Source organism: Clostridium sp. KLE 1755, from assembly GCF_000466465.2.
Lineage (GTDB): Bacteria > Bacillota > Clostridia > Lachnospirales > Lachnospiraceae > Eisenbergiella > Eisenbergiella porci.
In genome coordinates this window covers 9,290-36,061 of sequence record NZ_KE992698.1, presented here as the reverse complement: position 1 = coordinate 36,061, position 26,772 = coordinate 9,290, and the positions used below count along the sequence as shown (strand labels likewise).

At 50.2% G+C, this 26,772-nt stretch carries 23 protein-coding genes and 1 pseudogene; 17 read left to right on the top strand and 7 right to left on the bottom strand.

Features of this window, described 5'->3' with window-relative positions:
* Positions 1-402: 402 nt before the first annotated feature.
* From nrdD to HMPREF1548_RS11830, 5 genes are all read left to right on the top strand, one after another.
* Entirely contained in the window at positions 403-2,571 is a 2,169-nt protein-coding gene (gene nrdD, locus HMPREF1548_RS11850) for an anaerobic ribonucleoside-triphosphate reductase (protein WP_083492970.1), read from the top strand.
* A 1-nt stretch (position 2,572) separates the two neighbouring features.
* The gene (gene nrdG, locus HMPREF1548_RS11845) at positions 2,573-3,127 is read left to right on the top strand and encodes an anaerobic ribonucleoside-triphosphate reductase activating protein (protein WP_021636356.1); all 555 of its coding nucleotides are present in this window, start codon (positions 2,573-2,575) and stop codon (positions 3,125-3,127) included.
* On the top strand, positions 3,115-3,633 hold the full coding sequence (locus HMPREF1548_RS11840) for a dCTP deaminase/dUTPase family protein (protein WP_021636355.1): 519 nt from the start codon (positions 3,115-3,117) through the stop codon (positions 3,631-3,633). The genes nrdG and HMPREF1548_RS11840 overlap by 13 nt, the downstream gene beginning before the upstream one ends.
* 56 nt (positions 3,634-3,689) lie before the next feature.
* Positions 3,690-5,129, top strand: coding sequence for a spore germination protein (locus tag HMPREF1548_RS11835; RefSeq protein ID WP_021636354.1), 1,440 nt, complete (start codon positions 3,690-3,692; stop codon positions 5,127-5,129).
* A 228-nt stretch (positions 5,130-5,357) separates the two neighbouring features.
* Positions 5,358-6,227: a DegV family protein gene (locus tag HMPREF1548_RS11830; protein ID WP_035321905.1), complete on the top strand. Its 870-nt coding sequence runs from the start codon at positions 5,358-5,360 to the stop codon at positions 6,225-6,227.
* Between the two features lie 219 nt (positions 6,228-6,446).
* On the opposite strand, the gene HMPREF1548_RS11825 is transcribed toward HMPREF1548_RS11830, so the two are convergent.
* The 4 genes from HMPREF1548_RS11825 to HMPREF1548_RS11815 all read right to left on the bottom strand — a co-directional run bounded on the left by HMPREF1548_RS11825 (position 6,447) and on the right by HMPREF1548_RS11815 (position 7,829).
* Positions 6,447-7,052, bottom strand: a complete 606-nt coding sequence (locus tag HMPREF1548_RS11825; protein ID WP_021636352.1) for a manganese catalase family protein — start codon at positions 7,050-7,052, stop codon at positions 6,447-6,449.
* A 7-nt stretch (positions 7,053-7,059) separates the two neighbouring features.
* Complete coding sequence (locus tag HMPREF1548_RS11820) at positions 7,060-7,341, bottom strand: spore coat protein CotJB (protein WP_021636351.1); 282 nt, start codon at positions 7,339-7,341, stop codon at positions 7,060-7,062.
* On the bottom strand, positions 7,341-7,514 hold the full coding sequence (locus HMPREF1548_RS28925) for a spore coat associated protein CotJA (RefSeq protein WP_021636350.1): 174 nt from the start codon (positions 7,512-7,514) through the stop codon (positions 7,341-7,343). The genes HMPREF1548_RS11820 and HMPREF1548_RS28925 overlap by 1 nt, the downstream gene beginning before the upstream one ends.
* Before the next feature lie 66 nt (positions 7,515-7,580).
* Complete coding sequence (locus tag HMPREF1548_RS11815; RefSeq protein WP_025491069.1) at positions 7,581-7,829, bottom strand: hypothetical protein; 249 nt, start codon at positions 7,827-7,829, stop codon at positions 7,581-7,583.
* 273 nt (positions 7,830-8,102) lie between these two features.
* On the opposite strand from HMPREF1548_RS11815, the gene HMPREF1548_RS11810 reads away from it, so the two are divergent.
* Positions 8,103-8,342 carry a FeoA family protein gene (locus HMPREF1548_RS11810; RefSeq protein WP_021636348.1) on the top strand — a complete coding sequence of 80 codons (240 nt, stop codon included), beginning with the start codon at positions 8,103-8,105 and terminating at the stop codon, positions 8,340-8,342.
* Positions 8,329-10,329 (top strand): ferrous iron transport protein B, encoded by a 2,001-nt coding sequence (feoB, locus tag HMPREF1548_RS11805; RefSeq protein WP_021636347.1) that lies wholly within the window; start codon positions 8,329-8,331, stop codon positions 10,327-10,329. Before HMPREF1548_RS11810 ends, feoB begins: the two co-directional genes overlap by 14 nt.
* Positions 10,330-10,447: 118 nt before the next feature.
* Here the strand turns inward: feoB and HMPREF1548_RS11800 are convergent, their stop codons facing one another.
* A complete protein-coding gene (locus tag HMPREF1548_RS11800) occupies positions 10,448-11,443 on the bottom strand; it encodes a hypothetical protein (protein WP_021636346.1) in 996 nt (331 codons plus the stop codon).
* Positions 11,444-11,791: 348 nt separating this feature from the next.
* Here HMPREF1548_RS11800 and HMPREF1548_RS11795 point away from each other — a divergent pair, with 348 nt between their 5' ends.
* From HMPREF1548_RS11795 to HMPREF1548_RS11785, 3 genes are read left to right on the top strand one after another with little or no spacing between them, the layout of a single operon-like run.
* On the top strand, positions 11,792-13,294 hold the full coding sequence (locus HMPREF1548_RS11795) for a 4Fe-4S dicluster domain-containing protein (RefSeq protein ID WP_021636344.1): 1,503 nt from the start codon (positions 11,792-11,794) through the stop codon (positions 13,292-13,294).
* Positions 13,295-13,298: 4 nt separating this feature from the next.
* On the top strand, positions 13,299-14,753 hold the full coding sequence (gene gltX / locus HMPREF1548_RS11790; RefSeq protein WP_025491071.1) for a glutamate--tRNA ligase: 1,455 nt from the start codon (positions 13,299-13,301) through the stop codon (positions 14,751-14,753).
* Entirely contained in the window at positions 14,746-16,599 is a 1,854-nt protein-coding gene (locus HMPREF1548_RS11785) for an ATP-dependent helicase (RefSeq protein ID WP_021636342.1), read from the top strand. Before gltX ends, HMPREF1548_RS11785 begins: the two co-directional genes overlap by 8 nt.
* Before the next feature lie 84 nt (positions 16,600-16,683).
* On the opposite strand, the gene HMPREF1548_RS11780 is transcribed toward HMPREF1548_RS11785, so the two are convergent.
* A complete protein-coding gene (locus HMPREF1548_RS11780) occupies positions 16,684-17,022 on the bottom strand; it encodes a DUF1292 domain-containing protein (protein WP_021636341.1) in 339 nt (112 codons plus the stop codon).
* A gap of 243 nt (positions 17,023-17,265) precedes the next feature.
* Between HMPREF1548_RS11780 and HMPREF1548_RS11775 the strand changes: the two genes are divergently transcribed.
* From HMPREF1548_RS11775 to HMPREF1548_RS11765, 3 genes are read left to right on the top strand one after another with little or no spacing between them, the layout of a single operon-like run.
* On the top strand, positions 17,266-19,173 hold the full coding sequence (locus HMPREF1548_RS11775) for an alpha-amylase family glycosyl hydrolase (RefSeq protein WP_025491074.1): 1,908 nt from the start codon (positions 17,266-17,268) through the stop codon (positions 19,171-19,173).
* Positions 19,170-19,745: a DUF5662 family protein gene (locus HMPREF1548_RS11770; RefSeq protein ID WP_021636339.1), complete on the top strand. Its 576-nt coding sequence runs from the start codon at positions 19,170-19,172 to the stop codon at positions 19,743-19,745. The genes HMPREF1548_RS11775 and HMPREF1548_RS11770 overlap by 4 nt, the downstream gene beginning before the upstream one ends.
* Before the next feature lie 56 nt (positions 19,746-19,801).
* Positions 19,802-20,140 (top strand): hypothetical protein, encoded by a 339-nt coding sequence (locus HMPREF1548_RS11765; RefSeq protein WP_021636338.1) that lies wholly within the window; start codon positions 19,802-19,804, stop codon positions 20,138-20,140.
* Positions 20,141-20,290: 150 nt separating this feature from the next.
* Here the strand turns inward: HMPREF1548_RS11765 and HMPREF1548_RS11760 are convergent, their stop codons facing one another.
* Positions 20,291-21,178, bottom strand: coding sequence for an RluA family pseudouridine synthase (locus tag HMPREF1548_RS11760; protein ID WP_021636337.1), 888 nt, complete (start codon positions 21,176-21,178; stop codon positions 20,291-20,293).
* A 245-nt stretch (positions 21,179-21,423) separates the two neighbouring features.
* Here HMPREF1548_RS11760 and HMPREF1548_RS11755 point away from each other — a divergent pair, with 245 nt between their 5' ends.
* The 4 genes and pseudogenes from HMPREF1548_RS11755 to HMPREF1548_RS30505 form a co-directional block, all read left to right on the top strand.
* Positions 21,424-23,061 carry an efflux RND transporter periplasmic adaptor subunit gene (locus HMPREF1548_RS11755; RefSeq protein ID WP_021636336.1) on the top strand — a complete coding sequence of 546 codons (1,638 nt, stop codon included), beginning with the start codon at positions 21,424-21,426 and terminating at the stop codon, positions 23,059-23,061.
* A complete protein-coding gene (locus HMPREF1548_RS11750; protein ID WP_021636335.1) occupies positions 23,039-24,793 on the top strand; it encodes a permuted SH3 domain-containing protein in 1,755 nt (584 codons plus the stop codon). The genes HMPREF1548_RS11755 and HMPREF1548_RS11750 overlap by 23 nt, the downstream gene beginning before the upstream one ends.
* 16 nt (positions 24,794-24,809) lie before the next feature.
* Entirely contained in the window at positions 24,810-26,477 is a 1,668-nt protein-coding gene (locus HMPREF1548_RS11745) for an efflux RND transporter periplasmic adaptor subunit (RefSeq protein WP_021636334.1), read from the top strand.
* Positions 26,474-26,772 (top strand): annotated as a pseudogene (locus HMPREF1548_RS30505) (ABC transporter permease); the annotation flags it as partial. The gene HMPREF1548_RS11745 and the pseudogene HMPREF1548_RS30505, both read left to right, overlap by 4 nt.

Sequence of the window (26,772 nt, the reverse complement as noted above, 5' to 3'; positions counted from 1 at the left end):
GAAAGGAGAAGCAGCAGTTGGCTATCCGGGCTGTTGCGGGAAGAAAAATGAAAAGCGGAAAATCCTCCGACAGGCATTGACAGAGAGGCCGGATTCCTTTATACTGATATCTGCCACTAGATATAGTGGTAAGAAATGTATATTTGGCAGGATATAGTATTTTTGCAGTGCTTGAAGGTATTTGAAGGAATAAAGCAGCTGCATAACTATCCTTTTATACTACATAACTGACAACGCATACCGCAAACCGGATGAGGGAAAAGGCAGAACGTGTACGGTGCCCGTCACGTACCGCATTCCAGCAACCGGATTTTTTTCCCGCTTTTGCGCTGACAGTAACGGAAAAGACGCGCCCCAACGGAGCAGATAGGAGAAGAAATGGAGAATACGGTACAAGGGCTTATGGAGAATGAAGAGCAGGATTACGGAAAAGAATACCAGACAAAGCTGGATGTAAAGGTGGTAAAGAAGGACGGGACAAGGGAGTCCTTCAATGTGCAGAAGGTGATAAATGCGGTGGGAAAAAGCGCTTACCGCGCCCTTACCAAATTTACGGATGAAGAAAAGAGAAGAATCTGCAGCTATGTCATTGAAAAGGTGGATGAGCTGGAATGCAGTGAGATTCCCATTCCTGTGATGCACAATATTGTGGAGAGCGCCCTGGAGGAGGTTAAGCCCATCGTGGCCAAAAGCTACAGGGACTACCGGAATTATAAGCAGGATTTTGTCCGTATGCTGGACGATGTGTACAAGAAGAGCCAGTCCATCATGTATATCGGCGACAAGGAAAACGCCAATACGGATTCCGCCCTGGTTTCCACGAAGAGAAGCCTTATTTTCAACCAGCTCAACAAGGAGCTGTACCAGAAGTTTTTTATGACAACGGAAGAAATCCAGGCCTGCAGGGACGGTTATATTTATGTGCATGATATGAGCGCAAGAAGGGATACCATGAACTGCTGCCTGTTCGATGTACAAAACGTCCTGTCCGGCGGCTTTGAAATGGGAAATATCTGGTACAACGAACCGAAAACCCTGGATGTGGCCTTTGACGTTATCGGCGATATTGTCCTGAGCGCCGCCAGCCAGCAGTACGGCGGTTTTACGGTGCCCAGCGTGGATCTGATACTGGAGCCTTATGCGCAGAAATCCTTTGACCGGGATATGAAAAAATATCTGGCGCTGGGTGTCCCGGAAGAAAAAGCGGAAGAAGTGGCTTATGCAGATGTGGTCAAGGAAATGGAGCAGGGTTTCCAGGGCTGGGAATATAAATTCAACACCGTGGCCAGCAGCCGCGGGGACTATCCGTTCATCACAGTGACTGCGGGCACGGGAACCGGACGTTTTGCGAAGCTTGCCACCGTTTCCATGCTGAAGGTGCGCCGGGAGGGACAGGGAAAGGATGGCTTCAGGAAGCCGGTGCTCTTCCCCAAGATTGTTTTCCTCTATGATGAAAACCTGCATGGCCCCGGAAAACCGCTGGAGGATGTGTTTGAGGAAGGGGTAAGGTGCTCCGCCAAAACCATGTATCCCGACTGGCTCAGCCTGACCGGAGAAGGCTATGTGGCCAGCATGTATAAAAAATACGGCAAAATCGTATCCCCCATGGGCTGCCGCGCCTTCCTTTCCCCCTGGTATGTCAGGGGCGGCATGCATCCTGCGGATGAAAAGGACGAACCTGTGTTTGTGGGCCGTTTCAATATCGGCGCGGTTTCCCTCCATCTGCCCATGATCCTTGCCAAGGCAAGACAGGAAAGCAAGGATTTTTATGAGGTGCTGGATTACTATCTGAACCTGATCAGGCAGCTGCATATCCGTACCTATGCCTATCTGGGAGAAATGCGTGCCTCCACCAATCCCCTTGCCTACTGCGAGGGCGGTTTCCTGGGCGGAAATCTGAAGCTTTCGGATAAGATCAAGCCGCTGTTAAAGTCGGCTACGGCATCCTTCGGCATTACGGCGCTGAATGAGCTGCAGATGCTCTATAACGGCAAATCCCTTGTGGAGGACGGCCAGTTCGCGCTGGAGGTTATGGAGCACATCAACAGCAAAATTAATGAGTATAAAGAAGAGGACGGCAACCTCTATGCAATCTACGGTACGCCGGCAGAAAACCTGTGCGGCCTGCAGGTGAAGCAGTTCCGCAATAAATACGGCATTATCGAAGGGGTATCCGACAGGGAATACGTGAGCAACAGCTTCCACTGCCATGTAACAGAGGATATCACTCCCATTGAAAAGCAGGATAAGGAAGGCCGTTTCTGGAACCTGTGCAATGGCGGAAAGATCCAATATGTAAAATACCCCATCGATTACAATATCGAGGCGGTAAAAACCCTCATCCGCAGGGCAATGGACAAGGGCTTCTATGAAGGCGTGAACCTTTCCCTTGCCTACTGTGACGACTGCGGGCATCAGGAGCTGGAGATGGATATCTGTCCCAAGTGCGGCAGCCGGAACCTGACCAAAATCGACCGGATGAACGGCTATCTTTCTTATTCCAGGGTCCACGGCGATACCAGGCTGAATGACGCCAAGATGGCTGAAATTGCGGAAAGGAAATCAATGTAGCATGCGTTACCATAACATTACTCATGAGGATATGCTCAACGGGGACGGCCTGCGGGTCGTCCTCTGGGTGGCAGGCTGCGAGCACTGCTGCCCGGAATGCCAGAATCCTGTCACCTGGGATCCGGAGGGCGGGCTTGCATTTGATAAAGCGGCAAAGGAAGAAATTTTTGGCCAGCTGGATAAATCCTACATATCAGGAATTACTTTTTCAGGCGGCGATCCCATGCATCCCGCTAATAAGGGAGATGTGCGGCAGCTGATGAAGGAAATCAGGGAAAAATATCCCGATAAAACCATATGGCTCTATACCGGGGATGTATGGGAGAATCTGTACAGGGATTCCATTATGAAATATGTGGATGTCTGCGTGGACGGGGAATTTGAAATTGCAAAAAAGGATGTGCGGCTGATGTGGAAGGGAAGCTCCAATCAGAGAGTGATTGATGTACAGGCCTCCCTGAAACAGGAAAATCCGGCGGTTCCCGTTCTTCACTGCCAGGATTATGCACCGGAAGACGGGGTATTTCAGAAAGGAGTGACAGGATGCGGAGAATAGCCAGATTTATGAAGGTGAGCAGGGAGCAGTTCACCGCTGATTTTAAGGATGCCTTTCCGGCATGCGGGCAGGAGCAGATTGCACAGATTTATGATGCGCTGAAGCTTCCGGCAAGAGCGACCGGAGGCAGCGCGGGATATGATTTTTTTATGCCTATACAGATAGAACTGAAGCCTGGGGAAACCGTAAAGATTCCTACGGGAATCCGGGTAACCATGCAGCCGGAATGGGTGCTGCACCTTTATCCCAGAAGCGGGCTGGGCTTCAAATACAGGCTGCAGCTGAATAATACGGTAGGCATTATTGACAGCGATTATTTCAACAGCGACAACGAAGGCCATATTTTTGCTAAGATCACCAATGATTCCAATGAGGGAAAGACGCTGAAGCTTCAGGCAGGCGAGGGCTTTATGCAGGGTATCTTCCTGGAATACGGAATTACTGAGGATGACGAGGCGGACGGCGTGAGAAACGGCGGCTTTGGCAGCACGACTAAGAATGCATAAGGGAGCTCCTTTCCGGACAGACTATATCTATATGTCCGGAAAGGAGTTTTTTGCTTATGTCTGAGGAAAAAATGGCGACAGGCCTTGAGTCAAATATGACCTGGCTGAATAAAAAGCTGAAGGCTGACCAGAATTTCGACGTGGTTTACAGGGTAATCCATGTGGGCGGGAAAAATGCCTGCATTTACTTCATCGACGGCTTCTGCAAGGATGAACTGATGCAGAAGCTGCTGCAGCAGTTTATGGGGATTACTGCGGAAGATATGCCGAAGGACGCCCATGAAATGGCCAAAAGCTTTGTACCGTATGTGGAGGTGGATCTGAAGGACTCCTGGGAGGAAATCCTCTACAGCCTGATGTCCGGCGTGTTCGCCCTGTTTGTGGACGGCTTTGACAAATGCATCCTCATTGACTCCAGGACCTATCCCTCCAGGGGAGTGGAGGAGCCGGAGAAGGATAAGGTGCTCAGAGGCTCCAAGGACGGCTTTGTGGAAACCATTGTTTTCAATACCGCGCTTATCCGGCGCCGCATCCGTTCCACCGAGCTGGTGATGGAAATGATGCACGCAGGCAAAAGCTCCAAGACAGATATTGTCCTGTGCTACATGGACAACCGGGTGGATCATGCCTTCCTGGAAAAAATACGTGACCGGATTAAACACATTCAGGTGGACGCCCTGACCATGAACCAGGAAAGCCTTGCGGAGTGCCTGTATGACAGGAAATGGTACAATCCTTTTCCGAAATTCAAATTCACCGAGCGCCCCGACACCGCATCGGCTCAGGTGCTGGAGGGAAATATTATCATCCTGGTGGACAATTCCCCATCCGTACTGATCATGCCCACATCTATTTTTGACGTGGTGGAGGAAGCGGACGACTACTATTTTCCCCCTATCACAGGAACCTATCTGAGATTATCCAGGTTTATTATCGCGGTGCTTACCTACCTGATGACGCCCACATTTCTGCTGCTGATGAAGAATCCGGATTTGATACCAAGGGGCTTTGAATTCATTATGGTAAGGGATACGGTGAATATTCCCCTCATCTGGCAGTTTTTGATACTGGAGCTGGCGATTGACGGCCTGCGGCTGGCCGCGGTGAATACGCCCAACATGCTCAGCACCCCGCTGAGTGTCATGGCGGCCCTGGTGCTGGGGGAATTTTCCGTCAACAGCGGCTGGTTCAACTCTGAGGTCATGCTTTATATGGCCTTTGTGGCGATAGCGAATTATACGCAGTCCAGCTATGAACTGGGCTATGCACTGAAATTCATGCGTATCCTGAACCTGATTCTCACCGCTGTTTTCGGAATCTGGGGATATGTGGGAGGAATTATACTCTGCATCCTTTTTATGTTTACCAACCGCACGGTGTCCAATCAGAGCTATGTCTACCCGCTTTTTCCCTTTAATGCAAAGCAGCTGGCAAAACGCCTTTTCCGCCTGCGCCTTCCGGGCGCCCTGGATCCGGTGAGGGAAGAAAAAAAATAAAAATACGGATATGGGAGCAGGCCGAAAAGAGAACATCTGGAGGCCTGCTTTTTTCCTGTTCGTAAAAACAGCTTCGTAAGAAGGTATTTTTTTGTTCTTACGTAGAAAAAAGTTCAGAATTTGCTAAAAATATAAATACATTCATATATATTTTCTTGTTTCCGGCGACTAACCGTGCTAAAATAAAACGAGCGTATTAATCCGCAATCGGATATGAGGAGGAAGAAGATGGCCGGTTTTAAAATTGTTACAGACAGTACGGCAGATTTGCCGAAGGACTACATAGAACAGAATCAGCTGGGCGTAATGGTGCTGCCTTATATTGTGGAAGGCGTATCTTACGGTATTGACAAGGAAATGGATGTCAAAGATTTTTATAATAAGATGCGGGGAGGCATGATGCCAACTACTTCCCAGGTGAATCCGGAATCCGCCAGAGAATATCTGGAAGGCTACCTGGAGGAAAGCAGGGAAATCCTGGTGATGTCCTTTTCCTCCGGCCTGAGCGGCACCTATAACAGCGCCTGTGTGGCGGCGCAGGAAATCATGGCGGAAAGGGACGACTGCAAAATTATCGTAGTGGATACCCTGTGCGCTTCCCTGGGAGAGGGGCTTCTGGTCTACAAGGCCGTGGAGCTTAGGAAACAGGGGAAGAGCCTGGAAGAAACCGCAGAATGGGTGGAAAGCCACAAGCTTAATCTGGTACATGTATTTACAGTGGATGATTTATTCAACCTTCACCGGGGCGGAAGAGTAAGCAAGGCCACAGCCATTGTAGGCACGCTGGCAAGCATCAAACCCCTTCTCCATGTGGACAACGAAGGCCACCTCATAGCTGTGGGCAAGGTCCGCGGCAGGAAGAAATCCCTGCACAGCCTGGTGGATATGATGGAACAGAGAATTGGCAGCTACAGGGACAAAAACGACTGCTTTTTCATCAGCCACGGCGATTCCCAGGAGGATGCGGAATACGTACGTGACCTGGTAAGGGAACGGTTTGGAATTGAAAGCTGCATTATTAATTATGTAGGCCCTACCATCGGCGCCCATTCCGGCCCCGGAACCATAGCGCTGTTTTTCCTGGGAGACTACAGATAGAAAACGGCTGCTTTGCCCTGGCGGACATATCTGCAGGCAAAATAAGAGCAGTACTGTGAAAAAGACAGCAATAACGATTAAGACCCGGCGGGAAGCCGGGTCTTTTTGGAAGGAGGAAAATATTAGGTTCAGAGTCACTGGCTGCATCTGTATATGCAGGGTTATTTTTTACATCTATCGAATTCAGGATTGGAAAGCAACGCATTCAATCCATCCAGGCTATTTTTTACATCTATCGAATTCGGGATTGAATGCGTAGAAGTTTTTGCTGTCGAGTTTTTCCTGGACGATACGGAGTGCTTCACCGAATCTCTGGAAATGAACAACCTCACGCTGTCTCAGGAAGCGGATAGGGGCGGCCACTTCAGGATCCCTGACAGTCCTCAGTATGTTGTCATAAGTGGTACGCGCCTTCTGTTCGGCAGCCAGATCCTCAGTCAGGTCGGAAATAATATCGCCCTTGGACTGGAACTCGCAGGCATTGAAAGGGATTCCTCCGGCAGCCTGCGGCCACAGAGCGGTGGTATGATCGATATAATAAGGACCAAAACCAGAGTTCTCAATTTCTTCCATGGAGAGATTCTTGGTCAGCTGATAAACGATAGCGCCTATCATTTCAAAATGTGCAAGCTCCTCGGTGCCGATATCCGTAAGCAGCCCGGCCACTTCGCGATAAGGCATGGTATAACGTTGAGAAAGATAACGCATGGATGCGCTCAGCTCGCCGTCGGGCCCGCCATACTGAGAAATAATGAACTGTGCCAGCTTGGCGTTAGGCTCCGTAATTTTTATAGGAAACTGAAGTCTTTTTTCATAATTCCACATCTATGCTTCACACCCCTTCCCATGGAAGAGGCGCCATGCCCCATTTCCATTCCTTGTTAAAAGAATCAGCGGTTGCCAGGTTCAACGGATAAAACTTAGCCGCGAATTCGGCGGACATTTTGTTCAGCATCCGGTTATAATAATTAAAATAATTCAAAGCTTCCCTGTCGTGAGGATGGGTATCCAGATACTCGGTCAGCTCAACCACTACGAAGCTTGCGATACCGATATTCATCAGGCTGCGTTCCTGTTCCACATTCTGACAGGGAGTACAATTCTGATTGCTCATTATATACATCTCCTTCCTGTAAAGGGTTTGATCAATTCAGGAAAGATAGTACCGCACCGGAAGCCTTCTTCCAGATCCTCGCAGATAACAGGCTCACGCTGCCACGGGACATAGGCCATAGCTATGGGAAAATCATCGATATTCTCGACATAGTTATCATTAAATTCCTGCATAAAACTCCTCTCATATACTACATACTTTTTTAATACTATAGTATGAGGGGAAAAGATATTTGCTACTTAATATCGCCCGCTTTCATGCTGTTCATTCAGCCACCTCACAAGCTCGTCCACAGAATCCGGCACATTCGGAAACTCTTTCACCACCTTCTGCTCCTCAGGCGTCTTCACAAAACAGAACTTATCCGGATACACAACCGCCCTGATACAATCCCCGCTTTTCACCAGATAATACCGCATCCCCTGATAACTGCCCGTCAAAGGCTCCTTCTGGATAAAATTAAAAGAAATTTCTTCCTTACAAATCATAAACCACACCATCCTTTCATCATCCGCATCCAATTACCAAGTATACCACGCCCACCCCCAAACTCCAACACTGCGGCCTCCAAAATCCCAGCTTACAAAATCCCAGCTTACAAAATCCCCGGACAGGCCGAAGGCCAATCACTTCCCCACAGAACCCGCAGCCGGGGCGGTATTAAAACCCTCCATTTTTTTTACAGTTGACAACCCGTGAGTATAAGAATATAATCCTAATTGAGAATGGTTATCAACTGAAAGAGGAAGGACGAAGCAGTCATGACACTCTATGAAGGGCAGACAGGCGGCCGGTATCTTGTGGCAGATATGAAGATAGAAGAAGATATCTCCAGAAGACTGCAGGCATTGGGTTTAATCGAGGGAACGAGATTAAAGCTTCTGAACCGTAAAAGAAACGGTTCCTTAATAATTTATGTGAGGGGAACCAGGCTGGCCCTGGGAAAACATATTACCTCCGGAATCGAAGTAGAGGAGGTGGAAGAGGATGCAGAGAGATAACCATGTACATGTGGCGTTTGTGGGAAATCCCAACTGCGGAAAGACAACGCTGTTTAATGCGATAACGGGTTCCAAGCTTAAGGTGGCCAACTGGCCCGGCGTCACCGTGGAAAAATACGAAGGCACGCTGGAGTATGAAGGCTATGGATTGAAGCTGGTGGATACCCCCGGCATTTACTCCCTGACCTCTTATACCATAGAGGAAAAAGTAACAAGGAAATGTGTCCTGGATGATGATATCGAAGTCATTGTAAATGTAGTGGATGCATCCTGTCTGGAACGTAACCTTTACCTGACGCTTCAGCTGCTGGAATTGGGCAAGCCGGTCATCCTTGCCCTTAACATGATGGATATCGTAAAGGAACGGGGAATGGAAATTGACATGCACCGCCTTCCGGAAATGCTGGGTGACATCCCGGTGGTTCCCGTTTCCGCGGCCAAACGGACCGGCCTGGATATCCTGATGCATGCGGTGGTCCATCACTATGAAGAAGGCCCTAAAAACGATATTCTGGATTACGGCCCGGCGGTGGAAGAGAAGCTTGCTCTTCTGGAAGAGAGGATGCAGTCGAAATACCCCAATCATTCCTCCGTCCGCTGGCATGCCATAAAGCTGCTGGAAAACGATGAGGAGGTAAAAAAGGATCATCCTCTGGAAGTGGAAAGCATTGTAGATCGCAACTATGAAAAGGATATCACGGAAAAGAAATACGAATATATAGAAAAAGTCATCCAGGAAGTGCTTTTTTACAAAGACAGGAAAGCGGCGAGCACGGACCGGATAGATAAGGTGCTGACCCATCCTGTTTGGGGCGTGCCGGTATTCCTGTGCATTATGGCGCTGGTATTTTTTCTTACCTTTTTTGTTGGCGATTTCCTGAAGGGTGGATTGGAATATGCGCTGGGAATCATATCGGAGCTGGTGAGAGCGGGAATGACCGGACTGCATGTGGCTGACTGGATGATTTCCCTGATTGTTGACGGAATCATAGCGGGTGTGGGAGGTATCCTTACCTTTGTCCCTAATATTTTTATCCTGTTCCTGGCGCTTGCCATTCTGGAGGACAGCGGCTATATGGCAAGGGTAGCCTATGTTATGGATGGCATTATGGGAAAGGTGGGGCTTTCCGGAAGGGCCTTCCTTCCTATGGTACTGGGCTTTGGCTGTACGGTTCCTGCAATTATGGCCACCAGGGCGCTGGAAACAGAACACGACAGAAGAAGGACAATGATCATAACGCCTTTTATGTCCTGCTCGGCAAGACTGCCCATATATGTTCTGTTTTCGGAAATGTTTTTCCCGCAGTGTGCCATGGTGGTGGCCTTTTCCATGTATGTTATCGGAATGGTAATGGGCATCCTGGTGGCCATGGTGCAGCACAAGCTGGAAAAAGGCAAGATCAACCAGTCTCTGATGATAGAGCTTCCAGAATATAAGCGCCCCAATGCAAGGACGATAAGAACCTATGTGTGGAATAAGCTGAAGGATTACCTGACCAAGGCAGGAACTACGATTTTTGTGGCCTCGATCATTATCTGGTTTATCCTGAATTTCGGCATTCACGGCATGGTATCCGATCCTGCGGAAAGCTTCGGCGCGGCGCTGGGAAGGATTTTGGTGCCTGTCCTGCGGCCTGCCGGCCTAGGGCTGTGGCAGATAGCGGTTGCACTGATATCAGGTATTTCCGCAAAAGAAGTGGTGGTTTCCTCCTTCTCCGTCCTGTTTGGCGTCTCCAATGTGAATTCGGCAGCAGGTATGGCCTCCATCGTGCAGAATATCCAGCATTTTGACCCGGCCTTCGGAGGGCTGAACGCCTTCTGCCTCATGCTTTTCTGCCTGCTTTACGTCCCCTGCGTAGCGACAATGGCAACCATTAAAAAAGAAAGTGGTTCCTGGAAGTTCACAGGCGGTATCATGCTTTTCCAGATTGGCCTTGCCTGGCTGGTAAGCGTTCTTGTATTCCAGATCGGCAGTTTTTTCATATAGGAAGGATGGCGGGGTCTTAATGTATCCGCCAATGGATACAGGGCAAAGCATTTTTCCTCGCTTTGCCCTGTATTTATTGAAATTGCGGACTATCCAGCCTGCAAAGGAAGCCCTACAGTTAATCCGACAGGATTTCACGAACGCTGTTTACCGTAATATGGCAGGCGGCGGAGATTTCTTCCTCATTCTTTCCCTCGCCGGCCAGGCGGATTACAGCCTTTGCCAGCTGGATTCCCTGAGCCCTTCCCTGGGCTTTTCCCTGCTTCAGCCCTCTTTTTAAGCCCTTTTTAATTCCTCTTTCTTCTATTGCTTCGCTCAAATTACACATCTGCCTCAGCTCCTTTCCCAATTCCTGTTCCATAACCAGGCCATAATTTTCTGCCAGTAATCTTTCTTTTTCCGCTGCATCCATAGCAGGAGACAGCAGTGTATTCAGAAATCCATGCAGCTTTGCGCAATTACCTTCCGGCGCCTCTTCATTCAGGCAGATAATGACAACCGACAGCTTGTCATAGTTTGTCTGCTGTTCCGGGATTGCGCCGATAAGATCCTGTTTGGCAATCCGGTATTCCGACATGGCATTTCCTATATGCTTCGGGGCGTTCATGCATATCCAGATACTGTATACCTTCTTCAGTTCGTCATAATCGGAAGCCGTAAATTCTCTGTCCAGCTGCTCCGACAGCATCCTTGCACCATAGAAGATTCCTCTGGTAACAATGTGGTATTTCTGATAAAATTTCTTCTGTGCTTCCACATTAAGCAGCAGCTTTACCGCGGCAGGCTTACTTTGCCCGGGAAGCAGGGCGCGGAACCGGATGTCATAGGTGAGGCTTCCCTCTTCGGGGATCTTGCTTTCCGTGTTGTCACCTGTGATTAAAAGCTCATTTTCTCTCTTTCCTCCAGGCTTTACCGGCACCCTGGAGACTTCAATTCCCGGCTCAATCCATTCCGTGATTTCTTCCGCACAGCAGCCTGCATATTCGCTAACGGCGCCCTGCAGGATACGGGCCAGAACCTGCCTGCTGCTCAGGATTCTTTTTACATGTTCATCGTACTGTACTTTGATGCCGGCTGCGTCAAGTTCTTCGGCGATCAGCGTCCTTTTTCTCATTGTACCTCCTTTTGAGGGCAGGAACGCGGAGCTTGAAAGAAAAAGATGACGCCTGGTGTTCCTGCCATTTTATAAAAATGTGATTTTGCGGCAGAAACTGCCAGAATGTGCGAATGCACAAAAAAATAAGACTATTATGATGATACTTTATGTCTGTTAAAAAGTCAATTAACAATTCACACAAAATTATCCGGACAGTGAATCACGAGGGAAAAATCTCTTGATTTAGCAGGCTTTTTGTGTAAGAATAGGAAAAGATGGAAATGATGTAAAACAACGGTGCCTGTGAGTAACACCTGTGAAATTCAGGTGACGGGAAAAACAGGCTGACAGGAATGGAGGTTGCAGGTGAGAGGAATTGACACTCAGGTAAGACAAATCCGCAGGCGTGTGTTTAAGGAAGTTGCCAATCTGGCATATACATCGGAGAACCTGAAGGATGATGTGGAGGCGTTGCCGTACAGTATTGTGGGCGCCGACGCGCCGGCCTACAGGGACAGTATTTACCGGGAGAGAGCGGTAGTGACGGAACGGATCCGTATGGCCATGGGGCTTTCCCTGCGGCCGGAAAACGTGCCGGTGCATCTGACGCAGGGGCTGGATGAAAGCAATATTGATCAGAAGTACTATGAACCGCCGCTTGTACAGGTCATTCCCTCCGCATGCAATGCCTGTCCGGAAAACCGCTATGTGGTCACTGATAAATGTATGGGCTGTATGGCGCATCCCTGCAGGGAGGTCTGTCCCAAGGAGGCTGTCTCCATGGTGGACGGCAAGTCCCATATCGATCCGGAAAAATGTATCCGGTGCGGTAAATGCAAGGCTATCTGCCCCTATGATGCAATCAGTCATCAGGTGCGACCCTGTGCGGCAGCCTGCGGCGTGAATGCGATTGAAAGCGATTCCCAGAAAAGAGCGGTAATCAACGAGCAGAAATGCGTTTCCTGCGGTCAGTGCATGGTGAACTGCCCCTTCGGCGCGATTGCTGATAAATCCCAGATTTTCCAGCTGATTAAGGCCATCCGTTCCGGAAGGAAGATCATTGCCCAGGTAGCGCCCGCTTTTGTAGGCCAGTTCGGCCCCGGCGTAACGCCTGACATGATTAAGACGGCGCTGAAGCAACTGGGTTTTGCGGACGTATATGAGACGGCCATCGGCGCTGATATGGGTGCGGCCGCGGAAGCCGAGCACTACGTGCATGCGGTTGCCACCGGAGAGCTGCCGTTTCTGCTCACCTCCTGCTGCCCTTCCTGGTCTGTGCTGGCAAAGAAATTTTTCCCGGAGACCATTGACAATATTTCCAATGCGCTCACGCCCATGGTGGCAACAGCGCGCAAAATCAAAGAAGACCATCCGGATGCTTCCGTAGTATTTATAGGCCCCTGCGCTTCCAAAAAGCTGGAGGCTTCAAGAAAGAGTGTGCGTTCCGACGTGGATTTCGTCATCACCTTTGAAGAGCTGGCAGGTATGTTCGATGCAAAGGGCATTGAATTAAAAGGCGTGGAACCGGAGGATACTATGGCGGATGCCACCGGCGCGGGCCGCGGCTACGGCGTGGCGGGCGGTGTTGCCAGCGCGATTGAGGCCTGCATCCGGGAATATTATCCCGACGTGGAGGTGAATATCGAGCATGCGGAGAGCCTGGCGGAATGCCGGAAGATGCTGATGCTCGCCAAGGCGGGCAAGAAGAACGGCTGCCTGATCGAGGGGATGGCCTGTCCCGGAGGCTGTATTGCCGGGGCCGGAACCAACATTGCGATACCACAGGCCATGAAGGAGGTCAATGCCTTTAAAATGGCGGCGGAAAAGAAGATTCCGGAAGTTACAAATAAGAAAGAAAGCGAAGGATAAAAAAGTGACAAAAATAAGAACCCGTTTTGCACCAAGCCCCACAGGACGTATGCATGTGGGAAACCTGCGTACCGCGCTGTACGCCTATCTGATTGCCAAACATGAAGGAGGGGATTTCATCCTCCGCATCGAGGATACGGATCAGGAACGTTATGTGGAGGGCGCTGTGGATATTATCTACAGGACCCTGGAGAAAACCGGCCTGAAGCATGATGAAGGACCGGACAAGGACGGCGGGGTCGGCCCCTATGTACAGAGTGAGCGCCAGGCGCAGGGCATTTATCTGGAGTATGCGAAACAGCTGGTTGAGAAGGGCGAGGCCTATTACTGCTTCTGCGATAAGGACAGGCTGGCCACGCTGACCCGTACTGTGGCGGGCAAGGAAATCAATGTATATGACAAGCACTGCCTGCAGCTTTCCAGGGAAGAGGTGGAAGCAAAGCTTGCGGCGGGCGTTCCCTATGTTATCCGCCAGAACAATCCCACGGAAGGCACCACAACCTTCCATGATGAGATTTACGGGGACATTACGGTTGATAATGCAGAGCTTGACGATATGATTCTGATTAAATCCGACGGCTATCCTACTTATAATTTTGCCAACGTGGTAGACGACCATCTCATGGGAATCACCCACGTGGTGAGAGGTAATGAATACCTTTCCTCTTCCCCGAAATATAACCGCCTTTATGAAGCCTTTGGCTGGGAGGTGCCTGTTTATGTACACTGTCCGCTGATTACGGATGAAGAGCACCATAAGCTGTCCAAACGCTGCGGCCATTCCTCCTATGAGGATCTGGTGGAGCAGGGCTTTTTAACGGAAGCTATCGTGAACTTTGTGGCCCTTCTTGGCTGGAGCCCTGAAAATAATGAGGAAATTTTCTCCCTGGAGGAGCTGACGAAGGAATTTGACTACCGCCATATGTCCAAGTCCCCTGCCGTATTCGACTATACCAAGCTTAAATGGATGAACGGGGAGTACATTAAGGCCATGGATTTCGACCGTTTTTACGGCCTGGCCGAGCCTTATCTGAAAAAAGCGCTGACCAGGGATGTAAATCTGAAGAAAATTGCCGAAATGGTAAAAACGAGAATTGAAACCTTCCCGGAAATCGAAGAGATGGTGGATTTCTTTGAAACGCTGCCGGAATACGACGCAGCCATGTATACGCACAAAAAGATGAAGACAAATACGGAAAGCTCCCTGGAGGTCCTGACGGAGCTGCTTCCCATCCTGGAAGCACAGGAGGACTACAGCAATGATGCGCTGTACCAGACGCTGGTAGCCTATGTGGAGAAAAAAGGCTGTAAAAACGGCTATGTTATGTGGCCGGTGCGCACCGCGGTTTCCGGAAAGCAGATGACGCCTGCGGGCGCAACGGAAATCATGGAAGTCCTTGGAAAGGAAGAGTCTCTTGCCCGTATCCGTGTGGGCATTGAGAAGCTTAAAGATGCCTGATTCCGGTAAAAATTCAGTCAACTTAGGCCAGATGACGGCCATAAAGCACGAGAACGGAGCCCTGCTTGTACTGGCGGGGCCCGGTTCCGGAAAAACTTATACAATTATCCAGCGTATTCTTCATCTGATAGAAAAAAGTAATGTGGATCCGGCGTCCATTCTTGTGATTACCTTTACCAAAGCTGCCGCAAGGGAAATGAAGCAGCGGTTCCGGCAGAAGACGGCAGGCAGGGCCTGGCCGGTGAATTTCGGAACCTTCCACGCAGTCTATTACCATATTCTGAAAACATCCTGTCATTACCGATCCGGTAATATTATATCCGATTACGAAAAAAGAGAATTATTGAAAACTATCCTGCAAAGACCGGGCTTTACCTGTACGGACGAGGAGGAGACAATTGACAGCCTGCTGGGTGAAATCAGCCGGTTTAAAAACGACGGCTGCCCGCCGGAAAACAGGGATCCGGAATGCGGCCTGATCAGCCGGGAGGAATTTGCCCGGCTTTACCGATCCTATGATGAGGCTCTGCGCCGGGAGGAAAAGCTGGACTTTGATGACATGGTTTTAAGATGCCGTGATCTGCTTGTATCCCGGCCGGACGTACGGAAGGCCTGGCAGCAGAAATTCCGCTACATTCTGGTGGATGAATTCCAGGATATCAATCCCATGCAGTATGAGGTGCTGCGCCTGCTTGCGCAGCCTGAAAACAACCTGTTTATCGTAGGAGACGACGACCAGTCAATTTATGCCTTCCGCGGCGCGAGGCCGGAAATCATGCTGGGCTTCAGGCAGGATTATCCGCAGGCAGGTATCGTGGAGCTCACACAAAATTACCGCAGCACGCCGGAAATTGTAGCGGCTGCAGGACGGCTTATTGCCGCAAATAAAAGCCGTTTTATAAAAAAGGCGCAGGCGGTAAGCCCTTCCGGGGAGCCGGTGCTTTACCGGGGCTATTCCACAAGAGATGAGGAAAATGAGAGCATTGCAACCGAAATCGCCCGTTTTCCGGAAGGCTTTAACGAAACAGCGGTAATTTACCGTACCAACCAGGATGCAGCGGCTATGGCGGAGAAACTGACGGAAAAAGGAATTCCCTTCCGTATGAAGGAAAAGCTGAAAAGCCCTTACAGACAAATGGCGGCGCAGGATATCCTTTCCTATCTTTCCTTTGCCCTGGAAGGCAGGAAGCGGAAGGATTTTTACCGCATCATGAACCGCCCGTCGCGGTATATCAGCCGCAGCGCAGTGAACGGCGAAACGGTGGATTTTGAAGAATTGTTAGATTTTTATTCAGAAAAACCGTATATGAGGGAAATCCTCCGGAAATTCCAGATGGATCTGGAGCGTCTTAAAAGGATGGATTTATACGCGGCAGTCAACTACATACGCAGGGGAATGGGGTATGACGAATATCTGGTAAGAACTGCGGCGGAGAAGGGAACGGATAAAAATGAACTGTTGAAGGAAGCGGAATGGTTCCAGAAGCAGGTCAGACAGTTTCGCAGTCTGGAACAGTTAAAGGAGCATATCGCCCTTTATGAAAAAGAACTGGAAAAGGCCGGCAGTGATCCCGACAGCAGGGAGGGCGTATCCCTGCTTACCATGCACGCCTCCAAGGGACTGGAATTTGATACCGTTTATATCCCTGACTGTAATGAAGGCATAATTCCCCACAGGAAGAGCATGAAGGACGAGACGGTGGAAGAGGAGCGCCGCATGCTCTATGTGGCCATGACCCGTGCCAGGAAAAGGCTGACATTAACCTATGTCGCCGGAACGAAAGAGGAACCGGGATTCCTCTCCCGGTTCCTCACAGATCTTGTCAGACAGCCTGTCCTTCAGTAACGGTTCATACAAGCAGACCGTTACGCACATAAGGACCGTTACGCACATCCGGCCATAAAAATACGATGCGCGATGAGCCGATGTTTATTTTTCCGGATCGATAAGCTCATCAAATTCACAGTTATCCAGATACTCATCAAAAGCATCCGCTACCATTTCATACTCATCATCGTCCTCAATATAACGCAGCTCCGGTTCTTCGTCAGGATTCTCTTCGTTTTCCGAATATCCGTAGAACCAAACCTCTCCGTCCTCATTCTGTCCGCTTTCATCCAGCGGAAGCAGCACAATGTAGCTCTTTTCCGCCACATCCAGAATTGTAATTACCGCACAATTCACAAGAGTGCCGTCCTCCAGCTCCAGTTCCACGCTCATTTCCTCTTCAGGCTCACCCGCAGGCATCTTTGCATTATCTTCGCTCATGAATCATCCTCCATTATTCCTTTTCACAGGATCCTGTGTTGCTATTCCTATTCTAACCGATGTTATGTGCGGATGCAAGATAAACTGGTAAGAGAGGGGAAGGTGTGGTATAATAAACGACAAAGGCAGAGCCGGGAATATTTTGCAGGACTCTGCCCTTCCCATTATCAAAGCCAGTCTTTTTTAGGCTTGGCCGACGCACTGTTGCCGGCCTTCACAAGATTAAGACAGGAGATAAACCATATGACATCAAGACATGAACTCAAAATTCTCCCCGGAACGCCTTATCCCATGGGGGTGTCCCTGACGAATGACGGAAAGGTTAATTTTGCGGCCGCACTTCATACCAGGGAGGAATGCGGTGTCCTTCTTTATCTGCATGCGGCGGGAAAGCCTGTGCGTATTCCCTTCACAGAAAAAAACAGAATAGGCAACATTTACTGTATGCAGGCGGAGGGCCTGGCGGATACGAAATTCCAGTATAATTTTTATGCGGGAGAGGAGATTATAACCGATCCCTATGCGGACGTCATATACGGGAACGAGCGCTGGGGCCGTCAGACGGATCCAAAGCTCCGCGGAGGCTTCAGCAGGCATACCTATGACTGGGAGAACGATGCACCGCTTATGACCCCGCTGTCGGAAACCATTCTTTATCTTGTGCATCCCCGGGGCTTTACCAGGCATGCCTCCTCAGGAGTGGAGCATAAGGGAACCTTTGCCGGTATCGTGGAGAAAATCCCTTATCTGAAGGAGCTTGGAATCACTGCTGTAGAACTGATGCCCTCCTATGAGTTTTTGGAGCTGGAAAAGCCGGAATGCAGGGAAATGAGCATGGAGGATGCGGTGAACCACTACAGGGATTTACCCGCAGGGGAAGAGGAAGCGCCCCGGATCAATTACTGGGGGTATAAAAAGGGATACTATTTTGCACCCAAAATGTCCTATTCCAGCTCCGACTGCCCGGCGGAGGAATTTAAGGACATGGTGAAGAAGCTGCATCAGAACGGGATTGAGGTAATCATGCAGTTCTATTTTCCTGTGGATGTAAAGAGGGCATATATTCTTGAGGTTATCAAATACTGGGTGTTCAGCTGCCATGTGGATGGCTTCCATCTGCTGGGAGTCCATATCCCCACGGCGCTTCTGGCCACGGAGCCTATGCTGGGCAATACCAAGCTTTTTTATACCGATTTTTCCTGTGATGAAATTTATGATAACAGCGATATTCCCGCCTATAAGAATTTGGCGGTTTATAATGACGATTTTATGTATGCGGTCCGCCATTTCCTGAAAAGCGACGAGGGTTCCCTGCTGCCAGCCCTGGGTAGTCTGCGTAAGAATCCCAGGCAGACAGGCGTGATTAATTATGTGACCAACTATTCCGGCTTCACCCTGGCGGATCTGGTTTCCTATGACAGAAAGCATAACGAAGACAACGGCGAGGAAAACAGGGACGGGGAAAATTATAACGTGAGCTGGAACTGCGGTTTTGAGGGCAGGACCAGAAAGAAATCCGTACAGGAGCTGAGAGGGAGGCAGATGAAAAATGCCATGCTGCTTTTGCTCACCTCCCAGGGAACTCCCATGATAGTCAGCGGAGATGAGTTCGGTTTCAGCCATGGAGGCAATAATAACCCCTACTGCCAGGACAATGGGGTCAGCTGGCTGAACTGGCGCCTGCAGGAGACAAATCAGGAATTTTTCAGTTTTGTTAAGCAGGCAATTGCCTACCGGAAAAAGCATCCTGTGCTGCACCGGCCGGACGAGCTTGCCATGATGGATTATATTGCCTGCGGTTATCCGGATCTGTCCTATCACGGCGAAGAAGCATGGAAGCTGAAGGCGGACAATTTGAGCCGGCAGGCCGGACTGATGTACTGCGGCTGCTACGCCAAAACGGACAGGAAAAACGATGACAATTTCATTTATATTGCATATAATATGCATTGGGAAGAACACGATTTTGCTCTGCCCTCTCTTCCGGCAGGCCTGAAATGGACCAGGGTCCTGGACACGGCTGCGAAAGAGAACGGCGTACAGGATGAAAACGGTAAAACAGCGGCTGTCAAAGGGCGCTCCGTACAGATTCTGGAAAGCAGAGAGAAAACGGAGAAAGAAAAACAGAAGGCAGGACGAAAAAAGAAGTGACAGAAGGTAAGAAGGCAGCAGGCAATATTATAGTCAGGGCATGGAAGCATTTTAAGACGATTACGCGCCATAAATATCTGGTGATGAAGGGTTGTTTTGCCGTGGGGCTGTACAGGCAGGGGCTGACGCATGACCTTTCCAAGTATGAGCCTTCGGAATTCCTTATCGGGGCCAGGTATTTCCAGGGGGACAGAAGCCCCAACAACGCGGAGCGTGAGGAGAAGGGCTATTCCAGCGCCTGGCTTCATCATAAAGGTAGGAACAGGCACCATTACGAATACTGGATTGACTACAGCACAAGGGATGTGCCCGGCGGCATTGCGCCGGTGGAGATGCCTGTAAAATATGTGGCGGAAATGCTCATGGACAGGATTGCCGCCTCCAAGGTATACCGGGGTGATAAATACCGGGATGAGGATCCCCTGCTGTATTTTCAGTCCGCGAAAGAGATTCCCATCATGCATGAAAATACGCGTAAGCTGCTGCTGAAGCTTCTGACCATGCTGGCGCAGCAGGGAGAAAAGAAGACCTTTTCCTATGTAAGAAAAGAGCTTCTGGGCAGAAGGAAGTAAAAGCGGTGGAACCAAATCTCTCCTTTTACATATAGTAGTGTAAAGGAGATGAGAATATGAACTGTTTATGCTTATTACTACTCTTATGCTGCTGCTGCAATAACGGAAACGGCGGCGGTCAGAACAACGACGGATGTCATGGCGGCTGCGGCTGCCGGAATAACAACAGCTGCAGGAGCGGCTGCCAGCGCGGCGGATCTCAGGATGGCTGTGGCTGCGAAAGAGGCAATATGGGAAATGTAGCTCCCTGCCCGGAGGTCAGGCCTGTCTGTCCTTGTGCGGATGTGAGACCGGAGCCCCCGCTTCCCAGGCCGGAGCCCAGACCGAGAACGGAGCCGCTTCCCAGACCTTTCCCTACTTTTTCCGAGGGGAATAGCTGCGGTTGTGACGACTGATTGAGACAGGAAAACAGAATAGGTTTAACAAGAAGCCCCGGCAGTCCGCTGCCGGGCTTTTGCTGTGCAGAAATCGGTTCGGGCTGCACATTTAGCAGCAGCCTTAACTGTCACAGGACGGAAATCTGGAAGCTTTTTTCGGTATCCGGCTTAACGGAGCACCTGCTGCATATCCTCCGGAAGCGGCGAGGTGAAAACCATAGGCTGCCCTGTGATGGGATGGCTGAATTCCAGGCGGCAGGAATGGAGCGCCTGCCGGCTGATGAGGGTTTTGTCAGGATAATAGAGAAAGTCCCCGATTAAGGGATATCCCAGATATTTCATATGCACGCGGATCTGATGGGTGCGCCCTGTCTCCAGGTGAAGGGAGATAAGGGAGCACCCGTTTTTTTCCTGCAATACCCGGTAGTGTGTGACAGCGCGTTCCCCATGCTCAAAATCAACCATACGCTCAATGGCGGAGCCCGGCTTCCTGCCTAAAGGCGCATCCACAGTGCCCTCAGGAGGCATTCCGGTACCGCTTACAATAGCCAGGTATTCTCTGCTGATTTCCCTGCGGGCGGCCATGACGGAAAGAATGCCGCCGCTTACCATATGCTTTGCGATGATGGTAAGACCGGTAGTATCCCGATCCAGCCGGTTGATGCAGCGGAATACAAAAGGAATATTCTGCGAGGCAAAGTACCAGGCCAGCCCGTTGGCAAGGGAATTTTCATAATTTTTCATAGAAGGGTGGATGGGCATATCGGCAGGCTTGTCCAGTACCATCAGATCTTCATCCTCATAAACGATATGCACAGGGAGGGGGACCGGAGGGATTTTTTCTGAGATTTCTTCCTCCAGGATGTTGATTGTAAGCGTATCTCCTTCCGCTAATTTGTGGATAACATAGGCCGGTTTACTGTTCAGCAGGATACCCTGCTCCCGTTTTTTCAGCTGCGTGAGGTTCTGACCCGAATATTTTTTCCGCTTTAAGAATTGACCGATGGTGAGCCCGTCTTCCTCCGCATTAATATGGTAAATTATTGTTCTTTTCATATTCTAAGCACCTGTCTGAATGATAATAATTTTCGATGAGGAAAAATCCCCATTCACAGTATATATGATTCCGCTGCATTTGGCATCAGTCATTTTTGGCTAATTTTTCAGGAAAACACAGACTTTTCACAATTTAAACAAAGATTGGAAACATTTTACCGATAGAATTTAAAAATAATTAACATGTTAATTATTTGGAACAGATTGTTTATTTTCGGATTGGAAAACGTTTGAGGAGGAGTCAGATGAAGACTGGCGGAAAGCTGCGGAGCCTGGAGAGAAAAAAGAAAATAGCGCTGGGAGTTGTTCCCATATTGGCACTGGCGATATTTGGCGGTGTTATTTTTTTACTTGTAAAAAGTACGGGGAAGGAAGAAGCAGGGCAGCCGGAAGGTCCGGGCAGGCTGCCCGGTCTTGGTGAAAATGTGATTTCTGCCAGCGGAAGCACATCGGTGGGAATGCAGGAGGAAAGCTTTGATTTGGATTACATAGAAACAAAGCTGGAGATAGAAGAGGTTTTTCTGTCCAGCCAGGATGAGGCGGCGGAAGGAACCGCTATACTTAAGCTGACGGAGGAGAGCATACAAGCGGCCCGCAGGGAGCTGGAACGGAAGGCCAAACAGGCGGCGCTGGATTACAGGCAGCAGCTTCTTGACAGTGAGGAGGAAAAAATAACGGCAAAGCAGACGCTTGATGCCAGCCTGGCCCGGGGAGCCTATGCATCCTGCACTTATGAGGAATCGCTTCAGGAATATGCGGATAAAATAAGCGAGTGCAAGGAACAGATAAAAGAAGCCCAGGAGCTGGTGGAGGAATATACGGCATCCATAGAGAGCGATTATTATTATACTTATTATGAAGTGGCAGAGAAGAAGGAGGAATTTGAAAAAAGCTTTTCCTCCCTGATGCAGCTGTATGAGGAGTGGGATATTCCGGGACTGGAGGATCACTACCGTACGACAACCGAAAACGCAGGAAGCGCCTCCTCTTTCGGCGCAGCCCAGACCTCCGTTTCCGATTCCGCTTCCGGGCAGTCCGCCGGCGAGGGCCAGGCAGACGGTATGGGTCAGGCAGGCGGTATGGGGCAGCCCTCGGGCGGCGGCCAGGGCGGGAACGCCAGCCTTACTTCGGAAAACGATTACAGCAAGCTGACCGTCTACAATATGCTGGATGAAGAGGTTCAGGAGAACGAGAGGCTGTATGAACAGGCGGTAGAGGATTATGAAGCGGCCAGGAAAAAGGCGGAAAGCTCTCTGGCACAGGCCCAGAGTAATCTGAAGCTGCTGAATACCCGGCTGGAGGAGGCGCAGATCGCATACGACAAGCAGCAGGTGAGCAGTCAGGGCGACATGGAAAACACTGCGGCGGAAAGCAGCGGGGCGCAGGAAACCTATGAATCCGAACTTGGCAAAATCGAAGAAGAGTTAAACGTTGCGCTGAAGGAAAAGGAAGAAGCGGAAGAAAATCTGCAGAAATTTGAGGAGACTGTCGGCGATGGCTGTCTGTATACGCAGAGCGGCGGCACGGTCATGATGGTGGCGGCCAGAGCCGGCATGGAGCTTTCAGGAGGCAGCATGGTGCTTGCCTACAGCAATCCCGCATCCGTAACGGTTACGGCTTCCGTGGACCAGTCGGATATTGCAGCCATAGAGCTCGGGGAAAGCGCAGTGGTGGAGATTGCGGATCAGGGAACCTTCCGGGGAACCGTGAGTAAAATCAACCCGGTCTCCCAGTCCGGTAGTAAATCAAGCATCTATTATTCCGTTACCATAGAACTGACCGGAGATATCAGCAAACTTACCCAGAACCTGTCGGCAACCGTATATTTCGGGATGCAGGAAGCAGAAGAGGAGGCTGTCAATGAAGCAGAAACACACGAGTAAAAAATTTGTTATCAGGCTGCTGCTTGCAATCCTGGCATTCCTCATGCTGGCCGGCGTGTGCGTATATACTGTTTTCATCCGCCCGAATCTGCATGGGGACACTGTAATTTATAAGGAAAGCCAGGTGCAGAAGGGCAATCTGGTCCAGGGGATCATGGAAAGCGGAAGCATTGCCCTGCAGGAGAGCCATATAAACTATGAGCTGGAAATTAATTATTCGGAGGAGGACGACGATGATGGGGAGGATGAGGAAGCAAGCCGTTATCTTCAGATAGAGGAGGTCTATGCCGTGCAGGGACAGCGGATGAAGGAGGGCGATCCACTCTTTAAAATTTCCCGGGACAGCATCGACGCCGTCAGACGGAAGCTTCAGAAGGCAAAATCTGAAGCGCAGCTGGAACTTGCGGATGCCAGAAGCGATTATAATACACAGGCCCGGAGCGCGAAGAGTACCTACAGCGCCTCCAAAGCGGAAGCGGACACGGCATCCCGGTCCCTTGCTGCGACGACAAACCGGCTGCAGCAGGAAATCGAACTTCTTTACGGTGATATTCAGGTGCTGGAAGCGGAAATAAATGATTATAATGAAAAGCTGACGGATGAAGATACGCTGGAGGACTACAGTGACCTGAAATACGCCTTCGAAAAGGCGCAGGAGAAGCTGGAGGAAACGGATGCCTCCAGCGTGGCTGCCTATACTGCCAATTACAGCAGTTTCCAGAATGCAAAAACAGCCTTTGAGGAGCTGGACGACAGACTGCAGGGCTATAGGGACGGCATTGAAGAAAATCAGGAGCAGATACTCGAAAAGCTGGAGCAAATCAACCAATCCCAGGCGGATCTTTCCCGGGAGCAGCTGTCCGCACAGCAGTCCTATGACAGCGCCGTGCTGAATGGCAGCCTGGCCGGCGATATTTACGGATATACGGTGGATGACCTGGCAGGTACGGTAGAGGAAGCCCAGGCGGCGGTGGAGGAAGCGCAGTCGCTGCTTGATGATTTTGAAGCCTTTGTGGGAACGGATGGTATTGTTTATGCGGATGGCAGCGGGCTGATTACGGAGGTGGCCTATGAATCGGGCGACAGGCTGATGAATACGGGAGCCATGCTTTCCTATGTTAAGGAAGAGGATTACACCATAACCATCGATGTTTCGGAGGAGGATATTTCTTATATTAATGTGGGAGATACGGTAGACATCGAATTCAACGCCTACCCCGACGAGCTCTGCAGCGGGATCGTCAGCGCTGTTACGACAACGGCGGACAGCAGCTATTCCTCCACGGTAAATTATCCGGTAACCATAAGGATAGAAGGGGATACCGGGAAGCTTTACGGCGGAATGACGGCGGATATCACCTTTGTGACGGACAGGGCGGAAGATGTGCTCTATGTATCGGCAAAGGCGATTGTAACCGGAGAAGACGGAAGCACCTGTGTATACATAAAAAATGCAGAAGGCGAAATGGAACTGAAGACGGTAACGACCGGATTTTCCAATGGCTCGGAAACGGAGATTACAGACGGGCTTTCGGAAGGAGATACCGTTTACATAGCGAGTACGGTAAGCGCCGGACAAAGCGAAGAAAGCCTGAAACAGACAGGAGGTTCCCGGCCGGAGCAGGGAACCGGGGAAAATGCAGGGGATGGAGAGGAAGTCATCCCTGAAGGAATGGGGGATTTTCAGGGAGGCCCGGGTGAAATGAATTTGGATTTCCCGGGAATGCCGTAAGGGAGGAAAAGCAGATATGGCAAAGCTTAAAATGACGTGGATAAAAGAAAAGAAGGCGCCCCTGTTTGTTGCTTCCGGTCTTTGTCTGGTACTGGCGGCAGGCCTGGGGACAGGACTGTGGTTAGCTTCGGAAAAGGAAGAGGAGGTCACATACAGGGAAGTGCAGGCAGAATACGGAGAGCTTACGGTTGGGCTGGAGGAAAGCGGCAATGTGACGGTAGGAACGACGGAACAGACCTTTGATCTGGATTTGAGCGCTTATACAGGAAGCAGTTCGGATGGGTTTTCCTGGGGACAGGGCGGCGGTATTTTTCAGGGAATGGGAGGGCAGAGCGGCGCAGGCAGCTCGGGTAGCTCGGGCAGTTCAAGTACCCGGAATCTGATAATTGAAGAAGTCCTCATAACGGAGGGCCAGGAAATAGCGCAGGGGGATGCCTTATACAGAATAACGCAGGAAAGTATGGATTCCATCCGGGAGGAGCTGTGCAGTGACGTCTCGGAGGCTGAGGTGACCCTGGCGAAAACACAGACGCAGAAGCAGTTAACGGAGCTGGAGGCAAAACAGGCCTATGAGACAAATGTGGCCTACGGTACGCTTGCGGATGCGGAATATGAGAATTCCGTACAGGATCTGCAGGACGCAGTGACAGAGATGGAAGAACAGATCATGGAGCTGCAGGCTGAGCTTACCGAACTGAATACACAGCTGTCTGAGTACCAGGCGGATTTGGGGATGGAAAAAAAGGTTCTGGAAAACGGAGAATATGTGGTAAGCACCACGGATATGGTGTCGGATGCCTATGGCTGGATTACGGCTGAGAACGCCAGAGAGGAAGCTGCCCAGGTTGTGGAAGGCCTGGAGGAAAGCGTGGAAGATACCACCGACACCATTGCGGAAAAGCAGAAGGAGCTGGAAGCACTGAAAAAGAGCCTGACAGGAGCGCAGAGAGATCTGGAGCTTGGCATCATAGAGGCACGGGCCCAGCTGGAAAAAAGAAACCTGAAATATAAAAACGCAGAGGAGATCTATAACGTAAGCGTGGAATTGAGCAGCTTTGAGGCAAAGAACGCGCAGGAGGATTATGAGGACGCGGCTTCCAAGCTGAACGAGTTTGATTCCTATCTGGCAGATCGAACCATCCGGGCGGAAAACAACGGAGTGATAACGGAATGTCCGCTGGAAGCGGGAGATGTGGTCAACACGGGAAGCTCACTCGCTGTACTCAATGATTATGACGAAGTAACCGTATCGGTATCCGTTGAGGAAGCAGAGCTGGCCAATATTAAGGAAGGGGATGCTGTCAATGTTTACATCGCTTCCTATCCGGATGAGGATTTTACCGGCACGGTGGATTCCATCGGGGAATCCGCCTACAACAGCTCCACAGGAACCGCTTATGTGGAAATTACGGTAAAATTAGGAGGGGAAACCTCCAAACTGTATGAAGGAATGACAGCGCAGGTGACCTTTATCACAAAAGAAACAGAAACCGTGGTTTACGTATCCAACCGGGCCGTCAGCCGTGAGAACGGGAAATCCTATGTGAAAAAGAAGGAGGCGGACGGCAGCATTACCAGACAGGAGATAATAACAGGCTTTTCGGATGGCGTAAACGTGGAAATCAAGGAAGGGCTTTCAGAAGGAGATACGGTACTGATTGAAAGTAAGGTGAGCGATTCATGAAACTGACGGAAATACTGCGCCTTGTATGGCTGAACCTATCTGCCAATAAATCAAAGGTCATTCTCACATCAACAGGCATCATCGTGGGCGCGGCAACCATTATGCTTGTAATAGCCATTGGAACGGGCGGCAGGGAAGAGGTGGCCGAGCAGTTCCGGAATCTGAACGCCGGAGCAATTGATATTACTTATGAATATCAGGGCAGCAGCGCCAGAGGCTCGGATGGCTTTGGAGGAGGAATGCCGGGAGGCAGTGGGTTTGGCGGCGGATTAAGCGGAAGCGGAGGCTTCGGCGG

What these genes read in the sequence shown, in the direction of transcription:
- feoB (WP_021636347.1), top strand. Translation starts at nt 8,329, where the DNA reads ATGCAGAGAGATAACCATGTACATGTGGCGTTTGTGGGAAATCCCAAC.
- nrdG (WP_021636356.1), top strand. Translation starts at nt 2,573, where the DNA reads ATGCGTTACCATAACATTACTCATGAGGATATGCTCAACGGGGACGGC.
- HMPREF1548_RS11745 (WP_021636334.1), top strand. Translation starts at nt 24,810, where the DNA reads ATGGCAAAGCTTAAAATGACGTGGATAAAAGAAAAGAAGGCGCCCCTG.
- nrdD (WP_083492970.1), top strand. Translation starts at nt 403, where the DNA reads ATGGAGAATGAAGAGCAGGATTACGGAAAAGAATACCAGACAAAGCTG.
- HMPREF1548_RS11830 (WP_035321905.1), top strand. Translation starts at nt 5,358, where the DNA reads ATGGCCGGTTTTAAAATTGTTACAGACAGTACGGCAGATTTGCCGAAG.
- HMPREF1548_RS11780 (WP_021636341.1), bottom strand. Translation starts at nt 17,022, where the DNA reads ATGAGCGAAGATAATGCAAAGATGCCTGCGGGTGAGCCTGAAGAGGAA.
- HMPREF1548_RS11810 (WP_021636348.1), top strand. Translation starts at nt 8,103, where the DNA reads ATGACACTCTATGAAGGGCAGACAGGCGGCCGGTATCTTGTGGCAGAT.
- HMPREF1548_RS11760 (WP_021636337.1), bottom strand. Translation starts at nt 21,178, where the DNA reads ATGAAAAGAACAATAATTTACCATATTAATGCGGAGGAAGACGGGCTC.
- HMPREF1548_RS11755 (WP_021636336.1), top strand. Translation starts at nt 21,424, where the DNA reads ATGAAGACTGGCGGAAAGCTGCGGAGCCTGGAGAGAAAAAAGAAAATA.
- HMPREF1548_RS11820 (WP_021636351.1), bottom strand. Translation starts at nt 7,341, where the DNA reads ATGAGCAATCAGAATTGTACTCCCTGTCAGAATGTGGAACAGGAACGC.
- HMPREF1548_RS11765 (WP_021636338.1), top strand. Translation starts at nt 19,802, where the DNA reads ATGAACTGTTTATGCTTATTACTACTCTTATGCTGCTGCTGCAATAAC.
- HMPREF1548_RS11800 (WP_021636346.1), bottom strand. Translation starts at nt 11,443, where the DNA reads ATGAGAAAAAGGACGCTGATCGCCGAAGAACTTGACGCAGCCGGCATC.
- HMPREF1548_RS11835 (WP_021636354.1), top strand. Translation starts at nt 3,690, where the DNA reads ATGTCTGAGGAAAAAATGGCGACAGGCCTTGAGTCAAATATGACCTGG.
- HMPREF1548_RS28925 (WP_021636350.1), bottom strand. Translation starts at nt 7,514, where the DNA reads ATGCAGGAATTTAATGATAACTATGTCGAGAATATCGATGATTTTCCC.
- HMPREF1548_RS11815 (WP_025491069.1), bottom strand. Translation starts at nt 7,829, where the DNA reads ATGATTTGTAAGGAAGAAATTTCTTTTAATTTTATCCAGAAGGAGCCT.
- HMPREF1548_RS11785 (WP_021636342.1), top strand. Translation starts at nt 14,746, where the DNA reads ATGCCTGATTCCGGTAAAAATTCAGTCAACTTAGGCCAGATGACGGCC.
- HMPREF1548_RS11840 (WP_021636355.1), top strand. Translation starts at nt 3,115, where the DNA reads ATGCGGAGAATAGCCAGATTTATGAAGGTGAGCAGGGAGCAGTTCACC.
- HMPREF1548_RS11750 (WP_021636335.1), top strand. Translation starts at nt 23,039, where the DNA reads ATGAAGCAGAAACACACGAGTAAAAAATTTGTTATCAGGCTGCTGCTT.
- HMPREF1548_RS11775 (WP_025491074.1), top strand. Translation starts at nt 17,266, where the DNA reads ATGACATCAAGACATGAACTCAAAATTCTCCCCGGAACGCCTTATCCC.
- HMPREF1548_RS11825 (WP_021636352.1), bottom strand. Translation starts at nt 7,052, where the DNA reads ATGTGGAATTATGAAAAAAGACTTCAGTTTCCTATAAAAATTACGGAG.